Consider the following 23,218-nt stretch of genomic DNA (forward strand, 5'->3'; position numbering starts at 1 on the left):
GGCGGATTCAAGGGGTCGTCGCAACACCGATTGAACTAGACAAGTTCTAGCAGACGCTCGGCTGGAGTTTTCCAGCCGAGCGTTTTGCGTGGGCGGCGGTTGAGTTTCTGGGCGACGTGTTCGAGGTCCTCGGGCCCGTAGACGGTCAGGTCCGTGCTCTTGGGGAAGTACTGCCGCAGCAGTCCGTTGGTGTTCTCGTTCGACCCGCGCTGCCAGGGCGATGCGGGATCACAGAAGTAGACCGGGACACCGGTCGCGATCCGAAACGCTTTGTGGCCGGCCATCTCCGCGCCCTGGTCCCAGGTCAACGACCCGCGCAGGTGCTCCGGCAGGGTGCCGATCAGGCCCACGAGAACATCACGGACGGTCTCGGCGGTGTGGTCCCCGCCGGGGAGGTGCCCGAGCATCACGTAACGGGTGGTGCGTTCGACGAGCGTGACGATCGCGGATTTGTTCAGTTCCCCGGTGATCAGGTCCCCTTCCCAGTGCCCGGGGACGGCGCGGTCCTCGACCTCCGCGGGGCGGTCGCTGATCATCACCATCGGATCGACGAACCGGCTGGTGCGGTGCTCCGGCGACCGGTGCGGTTTGCGGCGGGTCCGCCCGGTGCGCAAAGCATCGGTGATTTCGCGTTTCAGGCCGCCGCGCGCTTGGACGTAGATGGCTTGGTAGATCGTCTCCGTGCTCACTCGCATGCCCTCATCGTCAGGATGGTCCTCGCGGATCCGGTTGCGGATCTGCTCCGGAGACCATTGTTCTCGCAGACCGGCCGCGACGTAGTCCCTCAGCCGACCAGGCTGGACCAGAAGCCCCGGCTTCGGCCGCGCCCGCGCCGCGGCGGCTGCCCGGTGCGCACCGTGCGGCAGATACCGACCATCGGTCGTGTGCGCATCGAGCTCACGTTTGATCGTGGACGCCGGTCGGTCCAGCTCCCGCCCGATCGCGCGCAACGACAGACCAGCCCGGTGCAGATCCGCGATCTTCTCCCGCTCGATCAGGGACAACAACCTGGACCCGATCTGTTCCGGAACCAGGGGTGGTGGACTTTCCATGGTCTCCATCGTGACCCGCCCGGTCGCGTAATCCACCCGCCGCCCGTCCGGGTAGAACCGCGAGTTCCGCGACTTGCGAACCCCATGGTCCCAGTCCTCGGCTGTCCGCTCATGGATGCCGACCCTGGCAGCAGCGTCCCGTCGCGACATGCCCTCCGCCCGCAATCGCGCGAACTCGTCACGACGTGGATCCGGGCGGGCGGGGTACTTCCCTCCAGAGCGGAACCCACCCTTCCTCGCCCAGCCGAACGCCGTGTTGCGGTTGATGCCCAACTCCCGCGCTGCCAGCGAGACACTGCCCACCGAACTCAACAACGCGAAGAACTCAGCCCGACGCTGATCCTGCTCCTCTGAAAACGACACGGTGGTCGCAACCTCCCGAAACTCGGGGTGTTGCGACCACCGTTAGAACCCGCTCCTGGAGCGCCCGGCCCTTGGTCCCTTCGACAGGCTTCAGGGACCGCTGGATCCGATCCGGATCAGCCGTCGGATCCGGCCGGGGTCGTCGTCACCTTGGTGCCGGCGTCCTTGTTGGCCTTCTGCGCGTAGTCGTTCGTGAAGGTCGCGCCCAGGTCGATCTTCGAGGTGTCCAGACCGAGCTGCTTCTCCATGTCGAGCACCGTCTTCGGGCCACCCTTGGGCATGATGCCGTCCGGCAGGAACTGGCCCTTGTCGGTGGTCAGCCCTGCGACGTACTCGTCCTTCGTGATCGTGGAGTTGTTCACGTACTCGGCGGGCAGCTTGTTCGCGATGTCCGCGGCGGAGTGCTCGTCGATCCAGTGCATGGTCGCGACCAGCGCGTTCACGACGCGCTGCGTGGCGTCCTTGTGCGCCTTCACCCAGTCGGCGCGGCCGAGCAGGCCGGCCGCCGGCCAGGCACCGCCGAGAGCCTTGGTCGCACCCTCGGTCGAGGCGAGGTCGACGACGGTGTCGGCGACCTTCTGGCTCGTGAGCGCGGTCACGGTCGGCTGCGTGGTCATCGCGCAGTCCGCGGCGCCCTGCTGCAGGGCCGCGATCGCGGTCGCACCGGCGTGCACGGCGACCGTGTGGTAGTCGCTCTGCGAGAGGCCGGCCTGGTGCGCGATGAACTGGGTCAGCTTGTCGGTGCCAGACCCCAGGTCGGTGACGCCCATGTTCTTGCCCTTGATGTCCTTCGGGCTCTTCACTCCCGACTTGGGGGTGCACATGAGACGCTCGCCGGGGGCGCCCGACAGCTGGACGACGTCGATGACCTCCTTGCCCTTCGGCTGCAGCTCGATCGTGTGGTTGTACCAGGCGCCGGCGAAGTCCACCTGGCCGGAGACCATCGCGTCCTCGGCGCCGACGCCGCCGTTCTGCTCGGTGGTGAGCTCGACGTTCACGCCGAACTTCTTGTAGAAGCCGAGCTGGTCGGCCAGCTTGTACGGCAGGTAGATCTGCTTGTCGATGCCGCCGACCATGATCTTCACGGTCTCCGGGGACGATCCTCCGGCGGAGGCGGTGCTGGATCCGGATCCGGATCCGCCGCTGCTGCTGCTGCAGGCTGCGAGGCTGAGCATCAGTGCTCCGGCCGCCGCGACGGCGACGATGCCGCGCTTGTTCATAGGGTTTCCTTTCGTTCCGCCGACGGGTCGGCGCTCCTGGTGAGGGTTGAGGGAGAGGGTCAGATCGACGACGCCTCGGACCGGGACGGCGGGCGCCACTTGAGCACGCGTCCCTCGAGGAGCGAGATCAGGTACTCGGCGGCGAGCGTGAACACCGCGATGATGACCATGCACGCGAACACCGTGTTCGGGTCGAAGCTGCCCTGCGCCTGGCTGATGATCAGGCCGATGCCGCGCTGGGCGCCGAGCACCTCGGCGACCAGCGATCCGATGATCGCGAAGCCGAACGCGGTGTGCAGGCTCGCGATGATCCAGGTCATCGCGGACGGGATCGTGACGTGGCGCGCGATCTGCATCGGCGACGCGCCCAGCACCCGCACGTTCGCGATGAGGTTCTGGTCGACCTCGCGCACGCCCTGGAAGGCGTTGAAGAACACGGCGAAGAACACGAGCACCGCCGCGAGGTAGACCTTGGCGGGCATTCCGAGCCCGAAGGCGACGATGAAGATCGAGCCGAGGACGATGCGCGGGATGGCGTTGAGGATCTTGATGTACGGCCCGCCGACCTCGGCCAGGTACTTGTTGCTGCCGAGCAGGATGCCGAAGACCACGCCGAGCACGGTGCCGAGCAGGAAGCCGAGCAGCGCCTCCTGGACCGTGACCCAGAGGTTCTCCCAGATGGTGCCGAACGCCGTGCCCACCGTGAACAGGTGCACGAGGCTGTTCCAGATCTCACTCGGCTGCCCGAAGAAGAACGGATCCACGATCGCGTGCTTCTTCTCCGGGAACGAGGTGAGCAGCTGCCAGCTGCCGAGCACCACCACGAGCAGGACGACGCGGCCGATCCAGACCTGGATCGTGTGCCGGCGGCGGGCGCGGCGCCCCTTGGCCTGCAGTTCGGCCTCGGACTCGCGGAAGAAGGAGCGCGGGTCGTCCTTGCCGTACGCCATCCCGAGGTACGGGTCGGACTTCGGCGGAGAAGTCAGGAACTCGCTCATGCTGCACTCACCGATCGGTTGTAGGCGCGGGTGACCTCGTCGCGCAGCGACTCCCAGATCCGCCCCTGCAGCTCGATGAAGTGCTGCTCGTGGCGGAGGTCCTGGATGTTGCCGCGCGGACGGGGCAGGTCGATGTCGAACACGTCCTTGATCGATCCGGGGCTCGAGGTCATGATCGCGACCTTGTCGCTCAGGGCGACGGCCTCGTCCAGGTCGTGCGTGATGAACAGCACCGAGGGCCGCAGCTCCTCCCAGAGGTGCAGGAGCTCGCTCTGCATGATCGCCTTGGTCTGCACGTCGAGTGCGCCGAAGGGCTCGTCCATGAGCAGGATCCGCGGGTTGTTGATGAGCGCCGCCGCCATCGCGACGCGCTTGCGCATGCCGCCGGACAGCTGGTGCGGATAGCGGTCCTCGAAGCCGTTCAGCCCCACCCGGCGCAGCCAGTCCCTGGCGAGCACGATGGCCTCGCGCTTGGGGGTGCCGGTCAGCTCCGGGCCGATCATCACGTTCGCCAGGACCGTCTTCCAGGGGAACAGCGAATCGGCCTGGAACATGTAGCTGACGCCGGCCGTGATGCCCTCGACGGTCTGGCCGCCCACCATGACGGCGCCGGCGCTCGGCTTCTCCAGCCCGGACACCTGGCCGAGCGTCGTGGACTTGCCGCAGCCGGTCGGACCGACGATGGCGCAGAACTGGCCGGGCTCGATCAGCAGGTTCACGTCCTGGATCGCCGTGAACGGCTCGCCGTTCGGCGTGAGGAACCTCTTCGTCAGCCCGACGATGTCGATGCGCGCGGCCTCGTTCCCCGGAGGGGATCCGGCTTCGCGCGGGTTTCGGGTGTCACCCATGGTCAAGACCTCTCTGTCTTCCTGTCGTGCAGGTTCGATCCTCGCGGCGACGGCTCCACTCTGTCGCGCTTGCGCGCATTGCCCGCGGTTGTGGGCGTTGCAGGAGGTTTTGTGCATTCTGGGCGCGCCCGGCCCACACGATGCGGTGAGAGAATCCGGAGGTGATGCGACGACGGATCCGAAGACTGTCGACCCTGATCCTGCTGGCTCAGGTCGCGATCCTGAGCGCCTCCCTGCTGATCGGGTTCGTGCTGTTCGCGTTCACCGCGCGCGCGAATCTCACCAGCGACTACCAGGCCCGCGCCGCCGACATCGCGCAGACGTTCGCGGAGTTCCCCGACGTCCGCTCCTGCCTCGTCGCGGACGGAGGCGCGTGCGACAGCACCCTGCAGCAGCTCGCCGGGACGGCGATGACCCGCACGGGAGCGGCCTACGTCGTCGTGATCGACCTGGACCGGGTGCGGCACACGCATCCGGATCCCTCCCTCATCGGCAAGCGGGTCTCGGAGGACGTCGTCGCGCGCGACGGCAGGGTCCACCTCGCCACCGACACGGGCTCGACCGGGGTCACCGCGAACGCGCGCGTGCCGGTGTTCGCCGAGGACGGGAGCACCGTTGTCGGCGAGGTCTCGGTGGGGATCAGGGAGTCGAGCGTCGCCGCAGAGCTGCTCGGCCAGCTGCCCGTCTACGGCGCCTGGTTCGTGCTGGCGCTCGCGATCGGGGCGCTGGTGTCGTTCGGGCTCGCGAGCCTGCTGAAGCGACGCACCTTCGGGCTCGAGCTCGACGAGATCGCCCGGCTGCTGCAGGAGCGCGAGGCGACGCTGCACGGCATCCGCGAGGGAGTGATCGCGGTCGACCCCGCCGGACGCATCACCGTGATCAACGACGAGGCGCAGCGCCTGCTGCACCTCCCGGAGACCGCGCGCCGTCAGCGGCTGGATGAGGCGCTCGAGGCCGGTCCGATCCGCGATGCGCTCACCGGCACCACCGAGGTGAAGGATGCCATCGCGGTGACCGACGCCGGGGTGCTCGTGCTCAACCGCATGCCGGTGACGATCGCCGGCCGGCCGCACGGCACCGTGCTCACCCTGCAGGACCGCACCGAGGTGACCGGGCTCACCCAGGAGCTCGACGGCGAGCGCAGCTTCGCCGAGTCGATCCGCGCGCAGCAGCACGAGTTCTCCAACCGGATGCACGCGGTCGCGGGGCTGCTCGAACTCGGCCGCGGCGAGGAGGCGCTGCAGTACCTGAACGAGATCCGCGGCACCTCCGCCGATCTCGACCGCACTCTGCGCACGCACATCGGCGCCCCCATGATCGTCGGCCTGCTGCTCGGCAAGGCGGCCGAGGCGAACGAGCGGGGCATCGAGCTGGTGGTGTCGCCGGAGACGGATCTGGGATCCGCTCCGGATCGCCTGCCGGCGCTGGTCACGATCCTGGGCAACCTCATCGACAACGCCTTCGACGCCCTCGCCGACTCCCCCGCGCCGCGACGCGTGGTGGTGGCGATCGTGGAGACGCAGACGGCGCTGACCGTGCGCGTCGCCGACAACGGCCCCGGCGTTCCGGACGGATCCGTGCCGCGCATCTTCGAGAGCGGCTACACCACCAAGCGCGGTTCGCTGGCGCGGCACAGCGGGCTGGGCCTGTCGCTCGTGCACACGACCGCGGAGCGCCTGGGCGGCACCGTCTCCGTCGCGAGCGACGGCGGCGCCGCGTTCACCGTGGTGATCCCGCGCTCTGCCGGGGCCGCAGCGATTCCGGTCCCTGAGCCTGTCGAAGGGTCCGACTCCACGGACGCCGCCCCGGTGCGGGGAGGATCCCGATGATCGCGGACGAGTCGACCGTTCTGGTCGTCGACGACGACTTCCGGGTGGCGAGCGTGCACGTCGGCTTCGTCGAGGCCGTGCCCGGGTTCCGCGTGGTCGGGCAGGCCGGATCCGCGGCCGAGGCGCTGCGGCAGGCGAGGGAGCTCCGGCCCGACCTGGTGCTCATGGACATCTACCTCCCTGACGGGGACGGGCTCGACGTGGTGCGGCAGCTGCTCGCCGAGCCGGACGGTTCGGCAGGCCCGGGGGCCGGGCCCGCCGTCATCGTGATCTCGGCCGCGAACGATCTGGCCACCGTGCGGAGGGCGGTGCAGCTCGGCGCCCTGCACTACCTGGTGAAGCCGTTCGGCTTCGCCGAGCTGGCCGAGCGGCTCACCGCCTTCCGTCAGGCGCAGGAGCGGATCGCCGCGCTCGGCGACGCGGCGACCCAGGACGACGTGAACCGCCTCTTCGACCTGCTCCGCCCCGGACCGGCCGCGCCCGCCGAGGAGGGGCGCCGGCTCGCGCCGACCCTGCAGGCCGTGCTCGACGCGGTGACCGCGCGGCGCACCGACGTGTCGGCGCAGGAGATCGCGACGGCGATCGGGATCAGCCGCACCACGGCTCAGCGCGCTCTCACCCAGTTGGAGCAGTCCGGCCTCGTGCGCCTGGAGCTGCGATACGGCAGCACCGGCCGCCCCGAGCACCGCTACGTCGCGCGGGGTACCCGAGCTCGCTGATCCCGCAGCCGGACATCACCGACATCGATGGTCACCATCGTGAGATCAGTCTTGCTGATAGACGCGCACCCACGTACCGTCGGCCCTGCCGTCCCATCGGAGCGTCGGCGGAGAGAGGTCAGCATGATCAGCACAGGTCTCGAACGTCGCGCGAAGGGGAGGCGCCCGGCGTCGGCCGTCGCGCTGGCTGCGGGCGTCGGCGCAACCGCCCTCGCCCTCACGCTCATGGCCGCCCCGGCCTCGGCGGAGCCGGCGGGCAGGGCCGACGAAGGCAGCGTCTACCAGCCGGCCGGCGTCATCCCGATCCCCACCCCCGGCAGTCCGCTGTTCGCGGACGTCGAGTTCGGGGACCAGGCAAGCGGACGCGTCTACCTCAGCGACCTCGCGAACTCGACGCTCGACGTCATCGACGGCGGCACGTCGACCCTGCTCGCCCAGGTGCGCGGCTTCACGGACGGACCCGCCGGTGTCATCGCCGACGATCTCGGCCAGGTCTGGGCGGGGGACGGCGCGGGCGCGATCAAAGTCGTCTCCGCCTCCTCCCTCACCGTCACCGACTCCGTGGGGGTCGGAGCCCCGACCGCCGACGAGATCGGCTACGACCCGGTGGACGAGATCATCGCCGTCACGAGCCCGGACGCCACGTCCGCATCCGGCACGGCGACGCCCTGGGTGACCTTCATCGACGCACGCCCGCAGGCCGACGGCACGCATCGCGTCCTCGGGCACGTCGTGATTCCGGGCGCGGGGCCCGACTCGATCGAGCAGCCGCAGTGGGACGCGACCATGCGGACGTTCGTCGAGGCCGTGAGGTCCACCGACTCCCAGCCCGACGGCGTGGTCGTCCGCCTCGACCCGACGCGGCTGCGCGTCCAGGCGATCCTCCCGGTCGGCGTCACCTGCAGCCCGGGAGGCCTCGCGGCCGGCCCGCACGGGCGTGTCCTGCTCGGCTGCAACAACGGCGCACCGGTGCTCATGGACGTCGTCAGCGGACACGTCCTCGCGCAGTACTCCGGCCACGACGCGGGCGGAGCGGACGAGGTCTCGTACAACGCCGCGGACGGGCGCTTCTATGCGGCCGAGGCGGGCGCCGCAGGGCCCCCGCCGCTCCCCCAGCTGTACCCGCCGACCGTGATGGTGGTGGACGGCCAGACCGGCCGCTTCGTCACCGACATCGCCCTCGACGCGGCCGCGCCGGGCTTCCACCAGGTGACCGCGCTCGGCGATCCGGCCCGCGTGTACGTTCCGGAGCAGGACGGCGTGCACGTCTACGCCGCGAGCGCCAAGCACTGACCGGCTGCACGAGGGGGCTGGGCGTCCGAGGGCGCCCAGCCCCCTCGTGCAGGCGGTTCACAAGGCGCTCGCTGCGCGCTCGAGGGCTGAAGCAAGTTCGCGAACCAGTCCCCAGTTCGAAGATATATTCGATACTCGCGAGGATTTCGGGTAGACTGGGGGCATGTCCAGCCACCTGATTCCCCTGCACGAGGCCCTCGCGGCGCTCGATGCGGCGTTGGGGTGACGCGGACGACGCGACAGGGCTGTCGCGGGCGCAGCTGCTTGCCGTGAACGATGCGCTCGGAGTGCTGAAGCGACGGGTCGGCGCCGTGCACGCCGAGGTCGCGGCGGGTATCGCCCACGAGTCGCGGCCGGAACTCGGGCCGGATTCGCTTGCCAAGCAGCAGGGCTTCCGCACCCCCGCGAAGCTGATCGCCGGGGTGCAGCCCCGGGAGGAAGAGGTCCGCGCCCGGCGGTCGCTGCGCATGTGGGAGCGCGACGGCGCATTCCACCTCGAACTCGTCACCGACACCGCATCCGCAGCCCCGGTCCGCGCGGCGCTGCAAGGCTACGTCTCCGCTGCGTTCGCGGCCCGCAAGACCACGATCGACCCCGATGCCCCCGACACCGATCGCCGCACGGTCGAGCAGCTGCGGGCCGACGCGCTGGGCTTCGTGTGCCAGCACGCGCTCGACTGCACCGCGCGCTCCCTGCCGCTGGCGGGCGCGGCTGTCGTGGTCCGGGTGGAGCTTGGAGACCTGCGATCCGGAGTCGGCTCTGGCCGGATCGACGGATCCGATCAGCCGGTCAGCATCGCGGCGGTCCGCAGGATGGCCGCCGACGGCGGGATCATCCCGTGCGTCCTCGGCGGGAAGAGCGAGATCCTCGACTGGGGGCGCGGCAGGCGCCTCTTCAGCAGCGCGCAGAAGCTGGCGCTGGCCGAACGCGACGGCGGCTGCGCGATGTGCGCCCTGCCTGTCTCCATGACCAAGGTCCATCACATCGACTGGTGGAAACGCCATCGAGGCCGGACAGACCTCGCCAACGGCGCAAGTTGACAGTCTGCCCTTTTAGCGGTTCTTACTTTGCACTCTCATGGGGGTCAGACCTTGTCGGTTCACGCACGGCGCCGTCGAAACCGGGACGCTGCTGACCGCCGCCCAACTGCCCGGAATGCGATTCGGACGCATCGTGATCACAAGCAGCGCCCGCAGATTCGTCGCGGCCAACAGTCCCGCCGCCATCCGAGCCCGGCGATTCGGCACTGAGTCTGAGCCACCTGCAATCGACCGAGCCGCGGCTGGGCGAGAAAGTGGCCCGTCGAATCCGAGGTCATCATGAACACCCAGCCGAACTGGCAGCGTGACTACAGCCTGTCACCTATCCGTGCAGCACACCCTTCCGCTTCTTTTGGTCGGCAGCGTCAAGCCCGACGGGCCCGCCGCCTCGTGAACCACGCCGCTTCCGTCAGCCCTGCTGATCACGCGGTACGAGCGCCCAGCCTGCGCTATCGAAGCGCAGCTCTCCGGTCTTCGCGTATTCGAGCAGGATCGGGATCTGCTCGGTAGGCTTGATATTGTTCGCGGCGCCCCAGTCCGGAGACCTCTCAGCCAGCCGCCGGCCCGTGCGCTCGACGAACTCGGTGAAGCTCTCGTTGATCTTGTCGTCGACGGCGAATCGTGAGCACACGTGAAAGCGTAGGCCTTGGCGCCGACGGGGTGCGGACTATGCTGGAGAGTGTGTTTACCGACGACCGGAGCGACATGAATGAGTCAAAGAAACCAAAATCTCCTAGGAAGCGCCTAATCCTGCAAACCATTCTGATCACGACCGGGACCGTACTGCTACCCATCGCCATCGCTTTCATTTTCAACAGCTGGGTCAGCCCAACACCCGCAGCGGCAATCAGAATGTCTTTCGCAACGGTCATCGGTCAAACAATATCGATGTCGACCGCCATCATCGCAGCAGTACTTGGTTTCACTTGGGGAAAGCGAAACACCACAAGCTATGTAGTCGCAACACTCGCAGTGGCGATCGTCATATTCTCCGTGGGAAACATCAATCGCGCAGCCGATGTGTTGCTCCTGAGATTGTTTACATAAGTTAGTCGCGATTCTTTAGCGCTCTCGCCACATCCCCACCGCCAAAGAAAAGGGTGCTCATCGCGCAAATTATGGCGCCTAGAGCGACAACCATGAGCGCCGAGACAAGGCCCGCTGCAACGGAGACGAATGAAGGAATGCCACCGAGGGTGGCAATGAACCAGGCTCCCGCCACTCCCCAAATGAACGCGATTCCGGCCATAATCCAATATTCGCCGTACATCAGCAAACGTACGTCGTCGCCAGGAAATCCAGTAATTGTGTAGAGTGCGTACTCAGATCGCCGACCTATCCACCCCATGGCAGTCACAGCTGCCATTAGAAGTCCACCGACTACCCAGGCATACTTGCTAGCTCGGCTTTCAAAAGCCGTCTTAGCTGCGATAAACACGTCCCTCGATGATAACGTGCGCAAGCGAAGATCTGGGATCTCATGCATGACGGCCGGAAGGGCTTTCAGCACCGCATTTACCGAGTCCACGTCGGCTTCAAGCCAGCATTGTTCAATCGTCTGGGTCGCAGAGTGCGTTTCAGCGCGGAAAATCCAGCGCGATTGGCTCTCCGCCCGTGCGGCATTCCTCTCGATCCCTCCGACCTCGCCGACTGGTTCCCCAACCAAAGAAACCCTGCTTCCGATGCCGTAGCCAAGTGAGTCCGCTACCTGATCGCCAAGGACGTATATGCCCTCGCTCTCAAAGTGAAAATTCGGGTCGATGACGGACAATAGCCCCGGGCTGACTGTGGCTAGCTGGAAGAGCGCGCTCGGGACTTGGGTCGAACGCGTCGCCCTGAGCGAGTAAACAACCCCTGACGCGAGTACCCCGCTTGCTCTGCCTGCAGCAACGCAACTTGAGGAGTTGAACTTGCCGGAGGAGCTGTCGATGACGACCACGCCGGCGCCTGCCTTTATCGCTTCATCCCCCGCTTCTACGAGAGCGGCGTTGGCTTGACACTCAAGTAAGGCACTAACACAGATGATCAGTCCTGAGATCAAAGAGAACAATAGGAGCCTGAGAGGCCGCGCGGCGGCTGATCTGCCCGATTCTCCGATCAGGGACACCAGGCGGCTAGACATAGTTTTCCTCAGCTCGCAGCGACAGAGCCATGTCACATTGCTCGACGACCCATTGATCATGGGTAGCGATAATCACCGTCCTGCCAGATGCAGCTGTCGCACGCAATGCTTGGATCGTCGCTGCTGTATTCCTGGCATCCAGTTGACCGGTAGGCTCATCGGCAAGCGCCAAGCGGGCTGCAGAAACGATCGACCGCGCAATAGCTACCCGCTGGACCTCACCTCCAGACATTTCACCGATTTTGGCATTCCGGCGATGATCGAGGCCGACCTCTTTAATAGCGGCGCGCGCCTGAGCTCTTGCGTCTCCCATGGATGTTCCCAAGGGAAGCAGAGCGAACGCAACGTTATCAATCGCGGATCTCCCACCCAGCACGGGCGTGTTTTGAAGAATCCACGATATTTCACCAAATTTCTTTTCGGAGTATGACTCTCGGGTCTCCCCCATAATTATGTGACCGGAGTCCGCCTTCCTCAATCCACCTAGAAGATCCAAGAACGTGGATTTCCCACACCCGCTTGGACCGGTTACGGCAAGAAGAGTCCCGCTAGGAACTGTCACGGAGATATCACGAAACAACCAATTCTCATTTGAAGAATATCGAAATGATAGATCGGTGACGGTTACACGCATCTCGGCTTCGTTTTCATCGCGCTGGGATTTGTGACAATCAGGAGCGTCCCTGAAGCATCTGCCGTTACCCACGCAGTACCCACCCCAGCTCCTGGGACGACGCCGACGACCAACATCGAAAGATCCGAACCTCCGGGCTTTCTCGTAACGATGCATGTGGCCCCACCCTTGCCAATCACAACACTGGCAGTTGGAACGACCCATCCTTCGCCGCCATCCGGTTTGGACACCTGTCCCTGGGTCGTCTCGGGGTGCTCTAACGCGAGGGACGACGAAAACGCGGCCAACTTCGTGGGATCTTCCAACGGAAGCCCTGTGATCTCTGCTGTGGCATCGCCCAACGAAAGCGACCATCTACCAGAATCGAGAGTTGACGACTCGCTCGACTTCGACTCCGTGTCGACGCTTATACGTGTGAGAGTCGGAGAGAGAGAGATGAACTCTTCGCCAGGTGCAGGCGCGGGATAGCCGATTCCAAGCGTGCTTTCCCCAACCACGATCTGTTCCGTCGGGAGCCACACCAGCCATGCAGGATCTAATGAGACTAGTTCGTCAGGTTTGGGCACTCCGAGATCTTTCGCTAGGTCTCGTATCGCCGCGGTGGCATCCCAGCCCCAGTAATCCACCTCTTGATCCAGGTACCCAAGACCCTTAAGCAGAGACATTGCCACCTCTTGAGCCGACTCCTCACTGTCTGGGCCAATCGGAGCGTACATGGGCGTATCCGCGTGGACAGCCAGCCGCCAAATGCCGTCGATTTGAACGACTTTCGATCCGGTCGTCAGAGTCGCACCGGGTCCGAAGCCGACCGCGGTCACTATTCCCTGCCATGCCGGCGCAGCTATGCCCTTCGGTTGGACCCAGGTCAAGCGAAGCGGGATCGAGCGGGTTCCCACAAATGGAGCCCGCTCGATCGGCACTACCACCAGCCGCGTACCTGTCCCCGTCGCTTCCTTGTCGACCGCCGATGAAACATACAGGCCCGCAAGCAGAAGCGCTATCGGTACACATGCGGCCAAACTGACGACAAGCCAGTTCCTTAGGGCCCGTCGCATTTATCCCGTGCTCTCGTCGTGATGATCCTGAACCTCTGCGGGATTGATAGAGAAGAATCCTGGATACTTCTCCACGCATGGCTTGATATCGTCGGTGGCTTCTTCGTGCTCGCTGACATACTTGCGCAGATCGTCAATGGAGAAGGAATCATTGATATCAATCCCAACTGATCGAAGGCACGCCGCGACCTCCGGGCGTTGCCTATCTAGCTCTTTGGGCGATAGAAGATTCTGGTACGACCAGACTTTGCCGATGTCTTCAAGGTTGTCCTTCAAGCACTGCTCGGTCTCAGCCTCGATGGCCTTGCGCTGCGTCTCTCCTGCGGCGGTGATCGTGTAAGTGAACCCAAGTTCGTTATTTCCAAACTCGGATATCTCACCAGGCTCGGCGCCGGCATCCTGCACGCAGGTCCGATACGCCAAGACCGCTGATTCATACTCGGCCGGAGTTACCTTCCCGTCCTGAAGAATTTCCGCTTGGAAGGCGGTGGTGTTCTTGGCAATGGACGCGATATTGAGAGTCTTCTGCTGCGCCTCGTCGCTCGCACACCCTGCGATACCAACGACCACTGCAAGCACCCCCGCTACGCAAGCCCCTTTGACGTATGCACCGAGGTTCATAAGACGGTGCTTCACCGCCAGATCGTCACGCCAGGCACGCCGGAACGCCAGGCACCGTCGTGATAGGCCTGCGCCCACACGTTACTTCCGCTCATGAAGTACTTGTAGTGCCCAGTCGCCCCGAAGAAGCTAACCGGAGTGCAGTCGCTCGCCCAGTACGAGTAGGCCGTCTGGTTCATACCATCGGGGCTGATGCCCCAGGACTTCGTCTGCCGGCCGCAGTAGTTGAGCCACGGCTCGGCACTGTGACCGTGGCCGACATCGACCCATTCGACGTAGTTGGATGATCCGATGACGTTGATGGTGGTCCGTCCCCCCAATCCATCCGACCAAGCCTCGCCATAGCCGTTCGCGTTGGCGGCCTGAGGAATTGTCACGAGTGCGGCGCACAAGGCCAGGCCGGAGCCAGTGGCCGCCACACGAGTCACGATCTTCTTTGTAGACGCTGAGTTTTTCATTTGAACCCCCTGAGTTCCGGTCATGCATACACCAAAGCAGATGGCAGCCGTCCGCGCAAGTATCGGTTTTATGGCTCGGCTTCTTGACTAAGTAAAGGAATTTTGGACAAGGCCTGGGGCCGATCCCCGGTGCTCCTGGCTCGGCTCGTCGTCCGTTCGCCTAGGGAGGGTGTCGCGCGTAGCGGAGCGGAGCGCGATGCCCGACCTTTCTGGCTCGCTGAGATTCTTCTTCTCCTCTTCTCCTCTCGCTCTCGTCACGAGCCGATGGTGTCCTGGGTTGTCTGGGCCGGTGTTGCTGGTCGTCGGCAACATCCGCGGAGCGGATGGCGGCAGCCCTATCCGGTGGACGGTGGTTTCGGGATCGGTCGCCTGCCCCGCGGCCCGGGTTGCCTTGGCATGGTCGGTGGGTGGCCGTAGTCTGGCCGGGATGGTGTCGGATCTGGTGGAGTGTGCTCGGGCTGTCGCTGAGGTGCGGCTGGTGTCGTTGCCGCGTCGGTGGGCGCATGTGCAGGGCGTCGCTGCTCGCGCCTCTGACGTCGCCGCTGCTCTGGATTGTCCGCATAGCGCAGAGATCGTCGCGGCGGCGTGGCTTCATGACGTGGGGTATTCGGAGACCGTCGCGATGTCCGGGTTCCATCCCGTCGACGGTGCGCTGTTCGCGCGCGCCGAGGGGTTTCCGGAGCATGTCGTGTCGTTGATCGCGTTCCACACAGGCGCAGAGGAGGAGGCCGCGGAGCGCGGCCTGTCCGATTCGCTGTCCCTGTTCGCCGCGCCTGAAGCTGGGGATCTGGACGTGGTGACGTTCTCGGATCTCACGACTTCGGTGGATGGTGCGCCGATCGGTGCGGACGCGCGGGTCGCGGAGATCCTGGATCGGTACGGCCCGGAGGATCCGGTGCACCGTGCCGTGTCCGCGTCGGCCCCCAGGCTGCTCGCATCGGCGCGCCGCGTCGAAGCGTTGCTCGCGTCTGCCGGGTAGCGGTTGCCCGCCCCCGGGCCGGGTGGCGGGTTCAGCCGAGGTAGGGGCGGTCTCGGTGCTGGAGGTAGTGGTCGATGCGGAGCCGCATGCTGGGGTGCATGTTCAGGTCGGGGATCTGGTCGGCGTGTACCCATTGCAGGTCGGTGGATTCGTGGTCGTGTGCGAGGGTACCGCCGAGGACGCTGGCGGTGTAACAAAGCGAGAACTGCTGGCGGACCTCGCCGTCGGTGTACTCGATGACGTGGCGGGGATTGGTGTAGACGCCGATGAGCCCGGTGATCTCGACGTCCAGCCCGGTCTCTTCCTTCACTTCGCGGACGGCGCAGTCCTCGATGGATTCCCCGAGTTCCATCCCGCCGCCGGGCAGCGCCCACAGCCCATTGTCGACCTTGTGCACGAGAAGGATCCGCCCCTCCTCGTCGGCGATGACGGCGGTCGTGGACGGGACGACGCTGTTCGCTTGGGGCGCGTCCGGGTTGTTGTAGTGGTCGGTGCGTGCCATGCCGGGGTTCTCCTCAGTAGCGGGGTGACGTCTGGACGGGGCGTGCGTCGTTCCAGACGTGGGCGAACGTGGTGGCGTACTTGTCGAACAGGTTCTCGTGCGTGCGCCGGGTCAGCTCGATGACGGGGTTGTCGCCCGCGGGCAGTCCGTAGATGTGATGGTTCGCGTAAACGGTGTCATCGGCGAAAAACATCGACGTGTACAACGGTGTCGCGTGGATGCGGACTTCGACGCCCTCGACACTCATCAGCGGGGCGAGTTGCCGGAGCGTCATCCGGCATCGTCCGGCGAGATCGACGCCGAGGCTCTCTTCGATGCCGCGGGCGTGCACGGCCTGTGATTCGGGGTCACCGACCACGAACCGCACGGCGACGCCCCGGTCTGCGGCGTCGGTGAGGGTGCGGAGGAACCCGGGGACGGAGTCGAACAAGAATGTGCCGCCATAGACGAGGATGTCGATCCGTTTGTTCGCGGCGGTGAACACGTCGCTCCAGAACGCGGACGGTACTTCGGCGCGGGAGGGGAACACACGGGCGCGGACGGTCGGCGCATCCGCCGCGAAGAGGACCGGGGAATCGGGCCAGATCTCCGCAACCGTCATTCCGAGGGCCGCGGCGATCGGGGCCTTGGTCGTGTAGCGGGACGGCGCACCCCTCATCACGGACTTGATCGTGCGCTCATCGACATTAGCGAGAGTAGCGAGCGTGCGCTCGTTGATGCCCTTCTCACGCATCGCCGCGCGCAGGAGTCGTCCGGTGTCGTCGGCGGGTGCGGGGGCGGAGTTGTCGTGGGGGGTCATGCAGTGCTTTCGTCACGGGCATCGCTACCGCTCATTCTGCAACATGTCCAAGCAGAACCATGCAGCATCAGCCCTTTTCCGTGCCTGTTGTTGCAGCCGTGATGCTGCATGATCTTGCGCTGTTGATGTCTGGTTGCTGCGCTTCTTGCTCGCTTGTCTGTCGTTGTCCCCACCGGCCGGCAGGGACAGCCACGACAGGAAGTAGGCGTTCTCATGCGTTTGAACATCAATACAGCGGGGGTTCAGTTTCTCGCAACCCGGCTGCCCGAGCCCCGCACCGACCGTGACACGGGCGCTGCTCGCATCGACAAGGAGACGGGGCTGCCGATGTTCCAGGTGCAGGTCGCTGCCCTGGATTCCTCCGGCGGTGAAGTGCTCGCTGTCTCCGTTCCGGGCCAGCCCGCCGGGATCGCGATCGGCGCCCCGGTGACGGTGGAGGGGCTGGTCGCGATCCCGTGGTCTCAGGGCGACCGCTCGGGCGTCGCCTACCGGGCCACCGCGCTCCGCGGTGCGGACATCCGCCCGGGCAAGTCCAACGACTGACCGCGCATGTGTAACCGGGGCGGCGGCGGCAACACCCTGACGCCGCCGCCCCGGGACACGTCCGTATCCAATCCGACTCTTTGGAAGGAGCCCTCCGATGGCTCGCACGACCTCAACATCTCCCACCCCATCGAACTCGAGCAGCGACACCGTCTCCGAGGTGATCGTTGCTCTGGCTCAGATCGCCTGGGAAGCGGTCAAGCTCGGAAGTCGGCTCGCCTGGTGGGCGGTGCTTTTTCCGATGTTCTCCGCCCCTATCGTCGCCGCAGTCTGGGCGTGGATCAGTTTCGGGTGGGAGGCTGGGGCCAGCGCTGCGCTGGTCGGCATTGTGGTCCTCGCTCTCTGGTGGTACCTGCATCCGGCGTCGTTCCGCGCGACGGTGCACGCTCGGATCCGTGCCCGATACCGTCGCTCCCGTTACCGGCGCGGGTGGGCAGCCGTCTGCGCGCTGAACGGCCTCGCCCCCACGCTTGACGGGACGCCCCTGATTCCCCGACTGCGGAAGATCCGCGTGCACCCGTCGAGGGACGTTCTCACTGTGGAGATGATCGCAGGGCAGACGCTCGCGGACTGGTCTCGGCTGTGTGAGGCGCTCGCGCACGGGTGGCGCGCCCAGACCGTCACCGCGACTACCCCGGGGCCCGGTTGGATCACGCTCACCGTCCGCACCCGCGATCACCTCGCCACACCCATTCCACTTCCTGCGCCTGCTGCAACGGATCTCGAAGCCGTGCGGATCGGTGTGACCGAGGACGGCATGCCCTGGGTTGCGCGGGTCGCGGGCCGGCACCTGCTCGTGGCCGGCGCGACCGGCGCAGGCAAGGGATCCGTGGTCTGGTCGACCCTCGCCGGCCTCGCACCGGCCGTGCACGCAGGGGTCGTGCGGTTGTGGGTGATCGACCCGAAGGGCGGGATGGAGTTCGGGGCCGCCACGGCCCTATTCGACCGATTCGTGCACACGACCGGGACACCCACGCTGGAACTGCTCCGGGCCGCGGCCGCGCTCGTGCAGGAACGCGCCGACCGGTACCGGGGCGTCACTCGCGCTCATGTCGCCACGACAGTGGAGCCGCAGGTCGTCGTCGTGATCGACGAGCTCGCCTCGCTGACCGCGTACGAGACAGACCGGAAGGTCGCAGCGGAGACAATCCAGCTGCTCTCCCTGATCCTCTCCCAGGGCCGTGCGGTCGGGGTGACCGTGGTTGCTGCCGCGCAGGATCCGTCGAAGGATGTTCTCACGATGCGGCAGCTTTTCCCGACACGGATAGGGCTCCGACTCACCGAGGCAACCCAGGTCGACATGGTGCTCGGGCAGGGAGCCCGAGCCGCCGGAGCGCTCTGCGACCAGATCCCCGATTCCCTGCCCGGCGTCGGCTACCAGATCGAAGACGGCACCGCGCGCCCGCTCCGCGCCCGCGCTTACCACGTCACCGACACGGACATCCGTGCCCTCGCCGACCGGTACCCGGCACCGTCCTGGCCGATGGCAGCACCTGACGGCGGCGACGTCACCGGGTTCTGACCGAGACGGGAATCAGCAGGAAGGAGCACGACGATGGCGAACACGAACCTGCTCGGAACCCTCGACCCGGACACCCTCGCCGGACTCGTCGCTGCCGCGTCCTCGACCGGATACGAGGACTGGTGGGGGCGGGTGCGATCCTCCGGATACTGCGCCCACCCCATCCACCTCACTCGCACTCTGGCGGGGCGGACGACAACGATCTATGCGCGGTGCGAAAACCGCCGCGAAACCGTCTGCCCTGCCTGCTCCGACCTGTATGCACTCGACACCTGGCACATCGTCACCGGCGGGCTCACCCCCGAGCGCCTCACCGACGCGGCAGCCGTGTTCGTCACCCTCACCGCACCATCCTTCGGAGCCGTCCACGCACATCACGCGGACGACCCTGCAGGCTCCTGCCGTCCGGCCGTGACGGGCACCTGCACTCATGGCGGGGCGACGGGTTGCTCGATGACGCACCCGAGCGGGGATCCGGCTGTCGGGAGCCCGCTGTGCGCGGACTGCTACGACTACGAGGCACACATACTCACCACCTGGTGGTTCCCGGCGTTGTGGAACCGGTACACGCGCACGCTGCGCCGCCTCGTCAGCCGCCGCGCCCCGGGCGTGAAAGTCTCGTTCGTGAAGGTCATGGAGATGCAAGCACGCCTTGCTCCGCACTATCACGCGATCCTCCGCGCCAATAACGGCTCCGACGCTTCTGGCATCGATCCTGAAACCTTTGCGACGTTCGCCGCTGCCGCCGCGTCCATGGCCCGAGTCGAGGTTCCCGCGACCTTCGGGACCGTGACATTGCGCTTAGGTGCCCAGGTCGACGTGCAGCCTCTCACGCACGAGGAACAGACGCGTCGCGTCGGCGGGTACCTCGCGAAGTACGTCACCAAGGGCATCACCAGCGCCGCGCTGCCGGCACGGATCCCCGCGGCGAACATCGATCTTCTGCCTATCCCGGCACACCACAAGCGAGTGATGTCGACGCTCGCTCGCCTCGCGACCCTGATCCCCGACGCGTACGCGGGCATGGCCGACAGGCTCGGCACCTTCGGTTGGCGCGGGCACACGACAACGAAGTCCCGCGCATTTTCTACGACCATGACCGCGCAGAAACAGCACCGCGCCGCGTGGCGCGCCGCGCACACCATCGAGCCAAATCACGGCTTCGAGTCGGACGCGGGTGATGCGGACTGGGAGTACGTCTGCTCCGGGCACAAGACCCCCGGGCACCGCTACCTCGCCGTCACCGCGGCTCTGAAACACCGCGAACAACTCCGCACCGCCCACACGGCCAACGACGTGGCCGGGCAGAGGCAAGGCGAACCATGACCGGCCATGTCTACAGCCCCGAACTCATCGCCTGGGTGCAGCGCACGACTGCTGCCCAGGGTGTCCCGGAACGCCTCGACCCTGACACCTTCATGCACCGCATCGGCGCGCTCTTCGACACCACGCCGCCTCATCTGATACCTCGCGGTTCGTGAGAAGCCGTCCGCTCAATCGACTGAAATACCCAGGCCACGGGTCATACTCAATCTCGACACGGAGGGGCAACGTGGTGACTTTGTCTGCGAGTCTCGACATCGAATATCGGCGAGTTTCGACACCGGTTGGTGGGCTGAGCGGAGAGAACTATCGACGAGTTTGAGCCGCACCTGGCGATCGACGAGATCGATCCGAGCTGACCTCGCGCTGGATCGCAGCCGCAACGGGCAACGTGGAGTCCGGGTGCGGGATGGCGAGGCGCGTCTCCAAGGTTCAAACCTGAACGGTCGGCTCCAAAGGCTGTCGCACACACCGGCACTATGAGCGTCCACTTCCACGCCATACGAAGACCGACCTCACCCTCAGATATCAATAGCCTGAGAAAATTCTTCGAATCCTCTGGACACCGGCCTTGGGGCAGGTCTACCGTTCCCAGGTAGCGGCGGGCAAATTGCTCGTTCAGACAGGGGGGTTGTCTCATGAAACGGACTTTTTGGCGACGGGTACTCGCAGCAGCCAGCGTTGGTGCACTACTCATGGCCGGTTCAGTGGTCGCCGCAGCGCCGGCCAACGCGATCGTCATTGGTGTGTGCGAGATGAATGCTCAGAACCCGCACGGCTCGGTGCACTACTCCGGAACCATCAACACAGTTGGTACAGCCAGCTGCAGTATCGTCATGGACGAGATCTATGTGCGTTCCGTTCTCTACCGCGCTGACGGAGCATCGTGGGCTGGCGAGACGAAGGACTTCTACAACACCAGTTGGGAGCAGACTAACGCGGCCACCAGCTGTAGCGCTGGCCCGGCAACGTTCCGAATGTCCCTGAGTTACGTTCTGCGAGCCCCTGCGGGCTACAACCCGTCTTACTCAGTCAATACGATCTATTCGCCTTGGATCTCCGTCGCCTGCGGGTCATCGTTTGCCGCGGCGCAGAAACAACTCGAATCGGAGTTGCCGGCGCTTACAGACACGGTTCAGTTTGTCCCTGGATCATAGAAGCCTGTGATCCCGAGGTGAGGCGTATCCCCCAGGCGAGGGATGCGCCTCACTCGTTCTTAACGAACCGAACCGTAACGCTTTCTCCGCCATCGTCGGCTGGATGCCCTGAGAGCCTTATGAACCGCCGCCGCTCATCAATCTCGCCGTGCACGTCGCGTCTGCTGTCCATCACTTGAACAAAAACTTCGACCGAGTCCGCTTCGATGTCACCGGCCCAGGTCAGAACTTCCTCGACACCCGATGCACCCACAAGATCCCATTCGTCTACCATCCATGCCGATCCGGGCTCGATGGGTACAGTCCACGCGCGGACTCGATATTCAGGATTGACATCGAAGGGCGCCCCCATAGCAGTCAGGGGATGAGCGGTTCTTACGTCCATTCCGACATTGTATTTACCATGTCCCAAAAGAGTCGCAACGCCGGCTATGCACTCAGAGGGTGGATGAACTGCGGCCGGTCGTTTCTGCCCGAACGGCGCCACTTGGTCGAGACGGCGCCTCGGGCTACGCGGCGCCGCTTACTCAATAAAGATCCGCGCGCCCGCCGGCCGCGCGATGAGTGCGCAGGTGCCCGGGACGTCACCATGCCGATCGCGGTGCCGAAAGATGACCAGTCGAGGCATCTTCGCGAGTTCGTACGCCACCACGTCGGACCTCGATCAGAAGGGTAGGTGCGTTGGCGAGGAATCGCTTGCCGAGTGCTATCGACAGTCATCAGCGTCCAATCAGCCGATTGGACGGTGCGATCAGAACTCATCGCTTGCGTGCAGCGGACGACTGCTGCCCAGGGCGTCCCGGAACGCCTCAACCCCGACACGTTCATGCACCGCGTCGGCGCGCTCTTCGACACCACGCCGCTTCATCTGACACCTCGCGGTCCGTGAGAAGCCACCGGCTCAATCGACTGAAATACCCAGGCCACGGGTCATACTCAATCTCGACACGGAGGGGGCAATGTGGTGAACACGGCGAAGTATCAGAAGGCACGGCTGCGGATCACCCGCGACGATGGGCGCGCGGAGTGGATTGAAGTCCTACCCAGCGAGATCGTGGATGCGCCCGAGAAGGGCGACCTGATCTGCGTCGGCTGCCCGGTGCTGATGCGCAAGACCTCCTCGTTCACCCGAGGATCAGGCACCGAAGTCCCCGCCTACCTGAGCCTCTATCCCCACACCGATCATGCTGCCGACTGCCGGCTCAACATCGAGACGCTGCACGCCGACTTGCAACAGGTTCACCCCGATACGGTCTCGATTGAAGACAAGATCCTGTACCTGCACCTGCCGGACGAAGAGCGGCTCAACAACAAGCAGAGCACCAAACGCCGCGTAGGGGGCGGCGGCGGTGACGGGGACACATGGACGGCGACGATGAACTCGGCGACGGCGATTGCCCGATTTCTGAAGCAGTACGATGACCCGGGCGACCTCCTCAACCGACTCATGATCCGTTACCGCGACCACCGCGGAGACATCTCTGTGATGTTCTGGGCCGACTTCTGCTTCGAAGCCCGCTCACCCGAGGCGCTGCAGTACCTTCGCCGTCTCCAGCGCGACGGCGACCGCACGCCGCCCGCTGCGGTGATCTTCCCTGTCAAGGAGCGACGCGAAAGCGCGACCTATCGATACATGCGTGTTGACACCTACGAAAAGCCCATCCTCGACAATCCGCGCCACCAGTTGTTCCTCAGCGTCGCCGAGCCCCTGAATCCCGACCGGCATCGCCTCACGGACCTCGAATCCGACTCGATCCTCGTGCTCGGTCACGGCTCATCGTTCGATTGGACGGGAAAGCCCGTCACCGAGCTCCGCTTCACCATCGAAGATCGATGGCAACTCGCCGCTCTCTAGAACGACTCACGGCGTCCAGCCGCGCAGAGTATGCACGCAACCGATCCGTCATGTGAATGATCGCAGTCCGATCATCCGGCGGAACCCGATCAACCTGTTCCGCGACGGCCAGACTGGCGCGCAGCGACTGCTCCGGGTCGATCGTCCCGTCGTCATACAGTCCAACGAGTGCGCCACGGACCCTGGTCGCGGCCTCGTGCATGATGTCGTAGAACACAACGGTTGGCACCCGGCTCCCCGACGCCGGCGGCTGACCCGAGCCGTGATCGTTCATGCCTGGGCTCCT

At 65.4% G+C, this 23,218-nt stretch carries 24 protein-coding genes; 11 read left to right on the top strand and 13 right to left on the bottom strand.

Annotated elements, in window-relative coordinates:
- Positions 1–35: 35 nt before the first annotated feature.
- The 4 genes from ACTJJZ_RS16450 to ACTJJZ_RS16465 all read right to left on the bottom strand — a co-directional run bounded on the left by ACTJJZ_RS16450 (position 36) and on the right by ACTJJZ_RS16465 (position 4,481).
- A complete protein-coding gene (locus ACTJJZ_RS16450; protein ID WP_440721084.1) occupies positions 36–1,202 on the bottom strand; it encodes an IS30 family transposase in 1,167 nt (388 codons plus the stop codon).
- A 329-nt stretch (positions 1,203–1,531) separates the two neighbouring features.
- Positions 1,532–2,635, bottom strand: a complete 1,104-nt coding sequence (locus ACTJJZ_RS16455) for an ABC transporter substrate-binding protein (protein WP_440722267.1) — start codon at positions 2,633–2,635, stop codon at positions 1,532–1,534.
- Between the two features lie 59 nt (positions 2,636–2,694).
- Positions 2,695–3,633, bottom strand: a complete 939-nt coding sequence (locus ACTJJZ_RS16460) for an ABC transporter permease (protein ID WP_440722268.1) — start codon at positions 3,631–3,633, stop codon at positions 2,695–2,697.
- On the bottom strand, positions 3,630–4,481 hold the full coding sequence (locus ACTJJZ_RS16465) for an ABC transporter ATP-binding protein (protein ID WP_440722269.1): 852 nt from the start codon (positions 4,479–4,481) through the stop codon (positions 3,630–3,632). Before ACTJJZ_RS16465 ends, ACTJJZ_RS16460 begins: the two co-directional genes overlap by 4 nt.
- Before the next feature lie 164 nt (positions 4,482–4,645).
- Here ACTJJZ_RS16465 and ACTJJZ_RS16470 point away from each other — a divergent pair, with 164 nt between their 5' ends.
- The 4 genes from ACTJJZ_RS16470 (at position 4,646) to ACTJJZ_RS16485 (ending at position 9,362) form a co-directional block, all read left to right on the top strand.
- A complete protein-coding gene (locus ACTJJZ_RS16470) occupies positions 4,646–6,310 on the top strand; it encodes an ATP-binding protein (protein ID WP_440722270.1) in 1,665 nt (554 codons plus the stop codon).
- Positions 6,307–7,029: a response regulator gene (locus ACTJJZ_RS16475; protein ID WP_440722271.1), complete on the top strand. Its 723-nt coding sequence runs from the start codon at positions 6,307–6,309 to the stop codon at positions 7,027–7,029. The genes ACTJJZ_RS16470 and ACTJJZ_RS16475 overlap by 4 nt, the downstream gene beginning before the upstream one ends.
- 123 nt (positions 7,030–7,152) lie before the next feature.
- Positions 7,153–8,322, top strand: a complete 1,170-nt coding sequence (locus ACTJJZ_RS16480; RefSeq protein WP_440722272.1) for a YncE family protein — start codon at positions 7,153–7,155, stop codon at positions 8,320–8,322.
- Positions 8,323–8,633: 311 nt separating this feature from the next.
- Positions 8,634–9,362, top strand: coding sequence for a DUF222 domain-containing protein (locus ACTJJZ_RS16485; RefSeq protein ID WP_440722273.1), 729 nt, complete (start codon positions 8,634–8,636; stop codon positions 9,360–9,362).
- Positions 9,363–9,771: 409 nt separating this feature from the next.
- Here ACTJJZ_RS16485 and ACTJJZ_RS16490 read toward each other — a convergent pair whose 3' ends face one another.
- On the bottom strand, positions 9,772–9,993 hold the full coding sequence (locus ACTJJZ_RS16490) for a hypothetical protein (RefSeq protein ID WP_440722313.1): 222 nt from the start codon (positions 9,991–9,993) through the stop codon (positions 9,772–9,774).
- 50 nt (positions 9,994–10,043) lie between these two features.
- Between ACTJJZ_RS16490 and ACTJJZ_RS16495 the strand changes: the two genes are divergently transcribed.
- Positions 10,044–10,409: a hypothetical protein gene (locus ACTJJZ_RS16495; RefSeq protein WP_440722274.1), complete on the top strand. Its 366-nt coding sequence runs from the start codon at positions 10,044–10,046 to the stop codon at positions 10,407–10,409.
- Position 10,410: 1 nt separating this feature from the next.
- Here ACTJJZ_RS16495 and ACTJJZ_RS16500 read toward each other — a convergent pair whose 3' ends face one another.
- The 4 genes from ACTJJZ_RS16500 to ACTJJZ_RS16515 form a co-directional block, all read right to left on the bottom strand.
- The gene (locus ACTJJZ_RS16500) at positions 10,411–11,301 is read right to left on the bottom strand and encodes a hypothetical protein (RefSeq protein WP_440722275.1); all 891 of its coding nucleotides are present in this window, start codon (positions 11,299–11,301) and stop codon (positions 10,411–10,413) included.
- A 175-nt stretch (positions 11,302–11,476) separates the two neighbouring features.
- Positions 11,477–12,118 carry an ABC transporter ATP-binding protein gene (locus ACTJJZ_RS16505; RefSeq protein ID WP_440722276.1) on the bottom strand — a complete coding sequence of 214 codons (642 nt, stop codon included), beginning with the start codon at positions 12,116–12,118 and terminating at the stop codon, positions 11,477–11,479.
- 1,055 nt (positions 12,119–13,173) lie between these two features.
- Positions 13,174–13,809, bottom strand: a complete 636-nt coding sequence (locus tag ACTJJZ_RS16510; protein ID WP_440722277.1) for a hypothetical protein — start codon at positions 13,807–13,809, stop codon at positions 13,174–13,176.
- Positions 13,806–14,276, bottom strand: a complete 471-nt coding sequence (locus tag ACTJJZ_RS16515; protein WP_440722278.1) for a hypothetical protein — start codon at positions 14,274–14,276, stop codon at positions 13,806–13,808. The genes ACTJJZ_RS16510 and ACTJJZ_RS16515 overlap by 4 nt, the downstream gene beginning before the upstream one ends.
- A gap of 265 nt (positions 14,277–14,541) precedes the next feature.
- On the opposite strand from ACTJJZ_RS16515, the gene ACTJJZ_RS16520 reads away from it, so the two are divergent.
- Complete coding sequence (locus tag ACTJJZ_RS16520) at positions 14,542–15,231, top strand: HDIG domain-containing metalloprotein (protein ID WP_440722279.1); 690 nt, start codon at positions 14,542–14,544, stop codon at positions 15,229–15,231.
- Positions 15,232–15,262: 31 nt separating this feature from the next.
- On the opposite strand, the gene ACTJJZ_RS16525 is transcribed toward ACTJJZ_RS16520, so the two are convergent.
- Both ACTJJZ_RS16525 and ACTJJZ_RS16530 read right to left on the bottom strand, forming a co-directional pair.
- The gene (locus tag ACTJJZ_RS16525) at positions 15,263–15,733 is read right to left on the bottom strand and encodes an NUDIX hydrolase (RefSeq protein ID WP_440722280.1); all 471 of its coding nucleotides are present in this window, start codon (positions 15,731–15,733) and stop codon (positions 15,263–15,265) included.
- A gap of 13 nt (positions 15,734–15,746) precedes the next feature.
- Positions 15,747–16,532, bottom strand: coding sequence for a hypothetical protein (locus tag ACTJJZ_RS16530; RefSeq protein WP_440722281.1), 786 nt, complete (start codon positions 16,530–16,532; stop codon positions 15,747–15,749).
- A gap of 213 nt (positions 16,533–16,745) precedes the next feature.
- On the opposite strand from ACTJJZ_RS16530, the gene ACTJJZ_RS16535 reads away from it, so the two are divergent.
- From ACTJJZ_RS16535 to ACTJJZ_RS16550, 4 genes are all read left to right on the top strand, one after another.
- Positions 16,746–17,075, top strand: a complete 330-nt coding sequence (locus ACTJJZ_RS16535; protein ID WP_440722282.1) for a hypothetical protein — start codon at positions 16,746–16,748, stop codon at positions 17,073–17,075.
- 730 nt (positions 17,076–17,805) lie between these two features.
- On the top strand, positions 17,806–18,597 hold the full coding sequence (locus tag ACTJJZ_RS16540; RefSeq protein ID WP_440722283.1) for an FtsK/SpoIIIE domain-containing protein: 792 nt from the start codon (positions 17,806–17,808) through the stop codon (positions 18,595–18,597).
- Positions 18,598–18,630: 33 nt separating this feature from the next.
- Positions 18,631–19,923 carry a replication initiator gene (locus tag ACTJJZ_RS16545; protein ID WP_440722284.1) on the top strand — a complete coding sequence of 431 codons (1,293 nt, stop codon included), beginning with the start codon at positions 18,631–18,633 and terminating at the stop codon, positions 19,921–19,923.
- Complete coding sequence (locus tag ACTJJZ_RS16550; protein ID WP_440722285.1) at positions 19,920–20,078, top strand: hypothetical protein; 159 nt, start codon at positions 19,920–19,922, stop codon at positions 20,076–20,078. Before ACTJJZ_RS16545 ends, ACTJJZ_RS16550 begins: the two co-directional genes overlap by 4 nt.
- 1,048 nt (positions 20,079–21,126) lie before the next feature.
- Here the strand turns inward: ACTJJZ_RS16550 and ACTJJZ_RS16555 are convergent.
- On the bottom strand, positions 21,127–21,462 hold the full coding sequence (locus ACTJJZ_RS16555; protein WP_440722286.1) for a hypothetical protein: 336 nt from the start codon (positions 21,460–21,462) through the stop codon (positions 21,127–21,129).
- A gap of 579 nt (positions 21,463–22,041) precedes the next feature.
- On the opposite strand from ACTJJZ_RS16555, the gene ACTJJZ_RS16560 reads away from it, so the two are divergent.
- The gene (locus ACTJJZ_RS16560) at positions 22,042–22,932 is read left to right on the top strand and encodes a hypothetical protein (protein ID WP_440722287.1); all 891 of its coding nucleotides are present in this window, start codon (positions 22,042–22,044) and stop codon (positions 22,930–22,932) included.
- Here the strand turns inward: ACTJJZ_RS16560 and ACTJJZ_RS16565 are convergent.
- Positions 22,895–23,206 (bottom strand): hypothetical protein, encoded by a 312-nt coding sequence (locus ACTJJZ_RS16565; protein WP_440722288.1) that lies wholly within the window; start codon positions 23,204–23,206, stop codon positions 22,895–22,897. The genes ACTJJZ_RS16560 and ACTJJZ_RS16565 overlap by 38 nt on opposite strands.
- Positions 23,207–23,218: the final 12 nt, after the last annotated feature.

It is taken from the genome of Microbacterium sp. 22242, from assembly GCF_052045495.1.
GTDB lineage: Bacteria > Actinomycetota > Actinomycetes > Actinomycetales > Microbacteriaceae > Microbacterium.

Excerpts from the sequence above, each read along its gene's own strand:
- ACTJJZ_RS16455 (WP_440722267.1), bottom strand. The coding sequence starts at position 2,635 with ATGAACAAGCGCGGCATCGTCGCCGTCGCGGCGGCCGGAGCACTGATG.
- ACTJJZ_RS16450 (WP_440721084.1), bottom strand. The coding sequence starts at position 1,202 with ATGTCGCGACGGGACGCTGCTGCCAGGGTCGGCATCCATGAGCGGACA.
- ACTJJZ_RS16470 (WP_440722270.1), top strand. The coding sequence starts at position 4,646 with ATGCGACGACGGATCCGAAGACTGTCGACCCTGATCCTGCTGGCTCAG.
- ACTJJZ_RS16525 (WP_440722280.1), bottom strand. The coding sequence starts at position 15,733 with ATGGCACGCACCGACCACTACAACAACCCGGACGCGCCCCAAGCGAAC.
- ACTJJZ_RS16555 (WP_440722286.1), bottom strand. The coding sequence starts at position 21,462 with ATGGACGTAAGAACCGCTCATCCCCTGACTGCTATGGGGGCGCCCTTC.
- ACTJJZ_RS16460 (WP_440722268.1), bottom strand. The coding sequence starts at position 3,633 with ATGAGCGAGTTCCTGACTTCTCCGCCGAAGTCCGACCCGTACCTCGGG.
- ACTJJZ_RS16545 (WP_440722284.1), top strand. The coding sequence starts at position 18,631 with ATGGCGAACACGAACCTGCTCGGAACCCTCGACCCGGACACCCTCGCC.
- ACTJJZ_RS16465 (WP_440722269.1), bottom strand. The coding sequence starts at position 4,481 with ATGGGTGACACCCGAAACCCGCGCGAAGCCGGATCCCCTCCGGGGAAC.
- ACTJJZ_RS16505 (WP_440722276.1), bottom strand. The coding sequence starts at position 12,118 with ATGCGTGTAACCGTCACCGATCTATCATTTCGATATTCTTCAAATGAG.
- ACTJJZ_RS16565 (WP_440722288.1), bottom strand. The coding sequence starts at position 23,206 with ATGAACGATCACGGCTCGGGTCAGCCGCCGGCGTCGGGGAGCCGGGTG.
- ACTJJZ_RS16480 (WP_440722272.1), top strand. The coding sequence starts at position 7,153 with ATGATCAGCACAGGTCTCGAACGTCGCGCGAAGGGGAGGCGCCCGGCG.
- ACTJJZ_RS16535 (WP_440722282.1), top strand. The coding sequence starts at position 16,746 with ATGCGTTTGAACATCAATACAGCGGGGGTTCAGTTTCTCGCAACCCGG.
- ACTJJZ_RS16515 (WP_440722278.1), bottom strand. The coding sequence starts at position 14,276 with ATGACCGGAACTCAGGGGGTTCAAATGAAAAACTCAGCGTCTACAAAG.
- ACTJJZ_RS16550 (WP_440722285.1), top strand. The coding sequence starts at position 19,920 with ATGACCGGCCATGTCTACAGCCCCGAACTCATCGCCTGGGTGCAGCGC.
- ACTJJZ_RS16530 (WP_440722281.1), bottom strand. The coding sequence starts at position 16,532 with ATGACCCCCCACGACAACTCCGCCCCCGCACCCGCCGACGACACCGGA.
- ACTJJZ_RS16475 (WP_440722271.1), top strand. The coding sequence starts at position 6,307 with ATGATCGCGGACGAGTCGACCGTTCTGGTCGTCGACGACGACTTCCGG.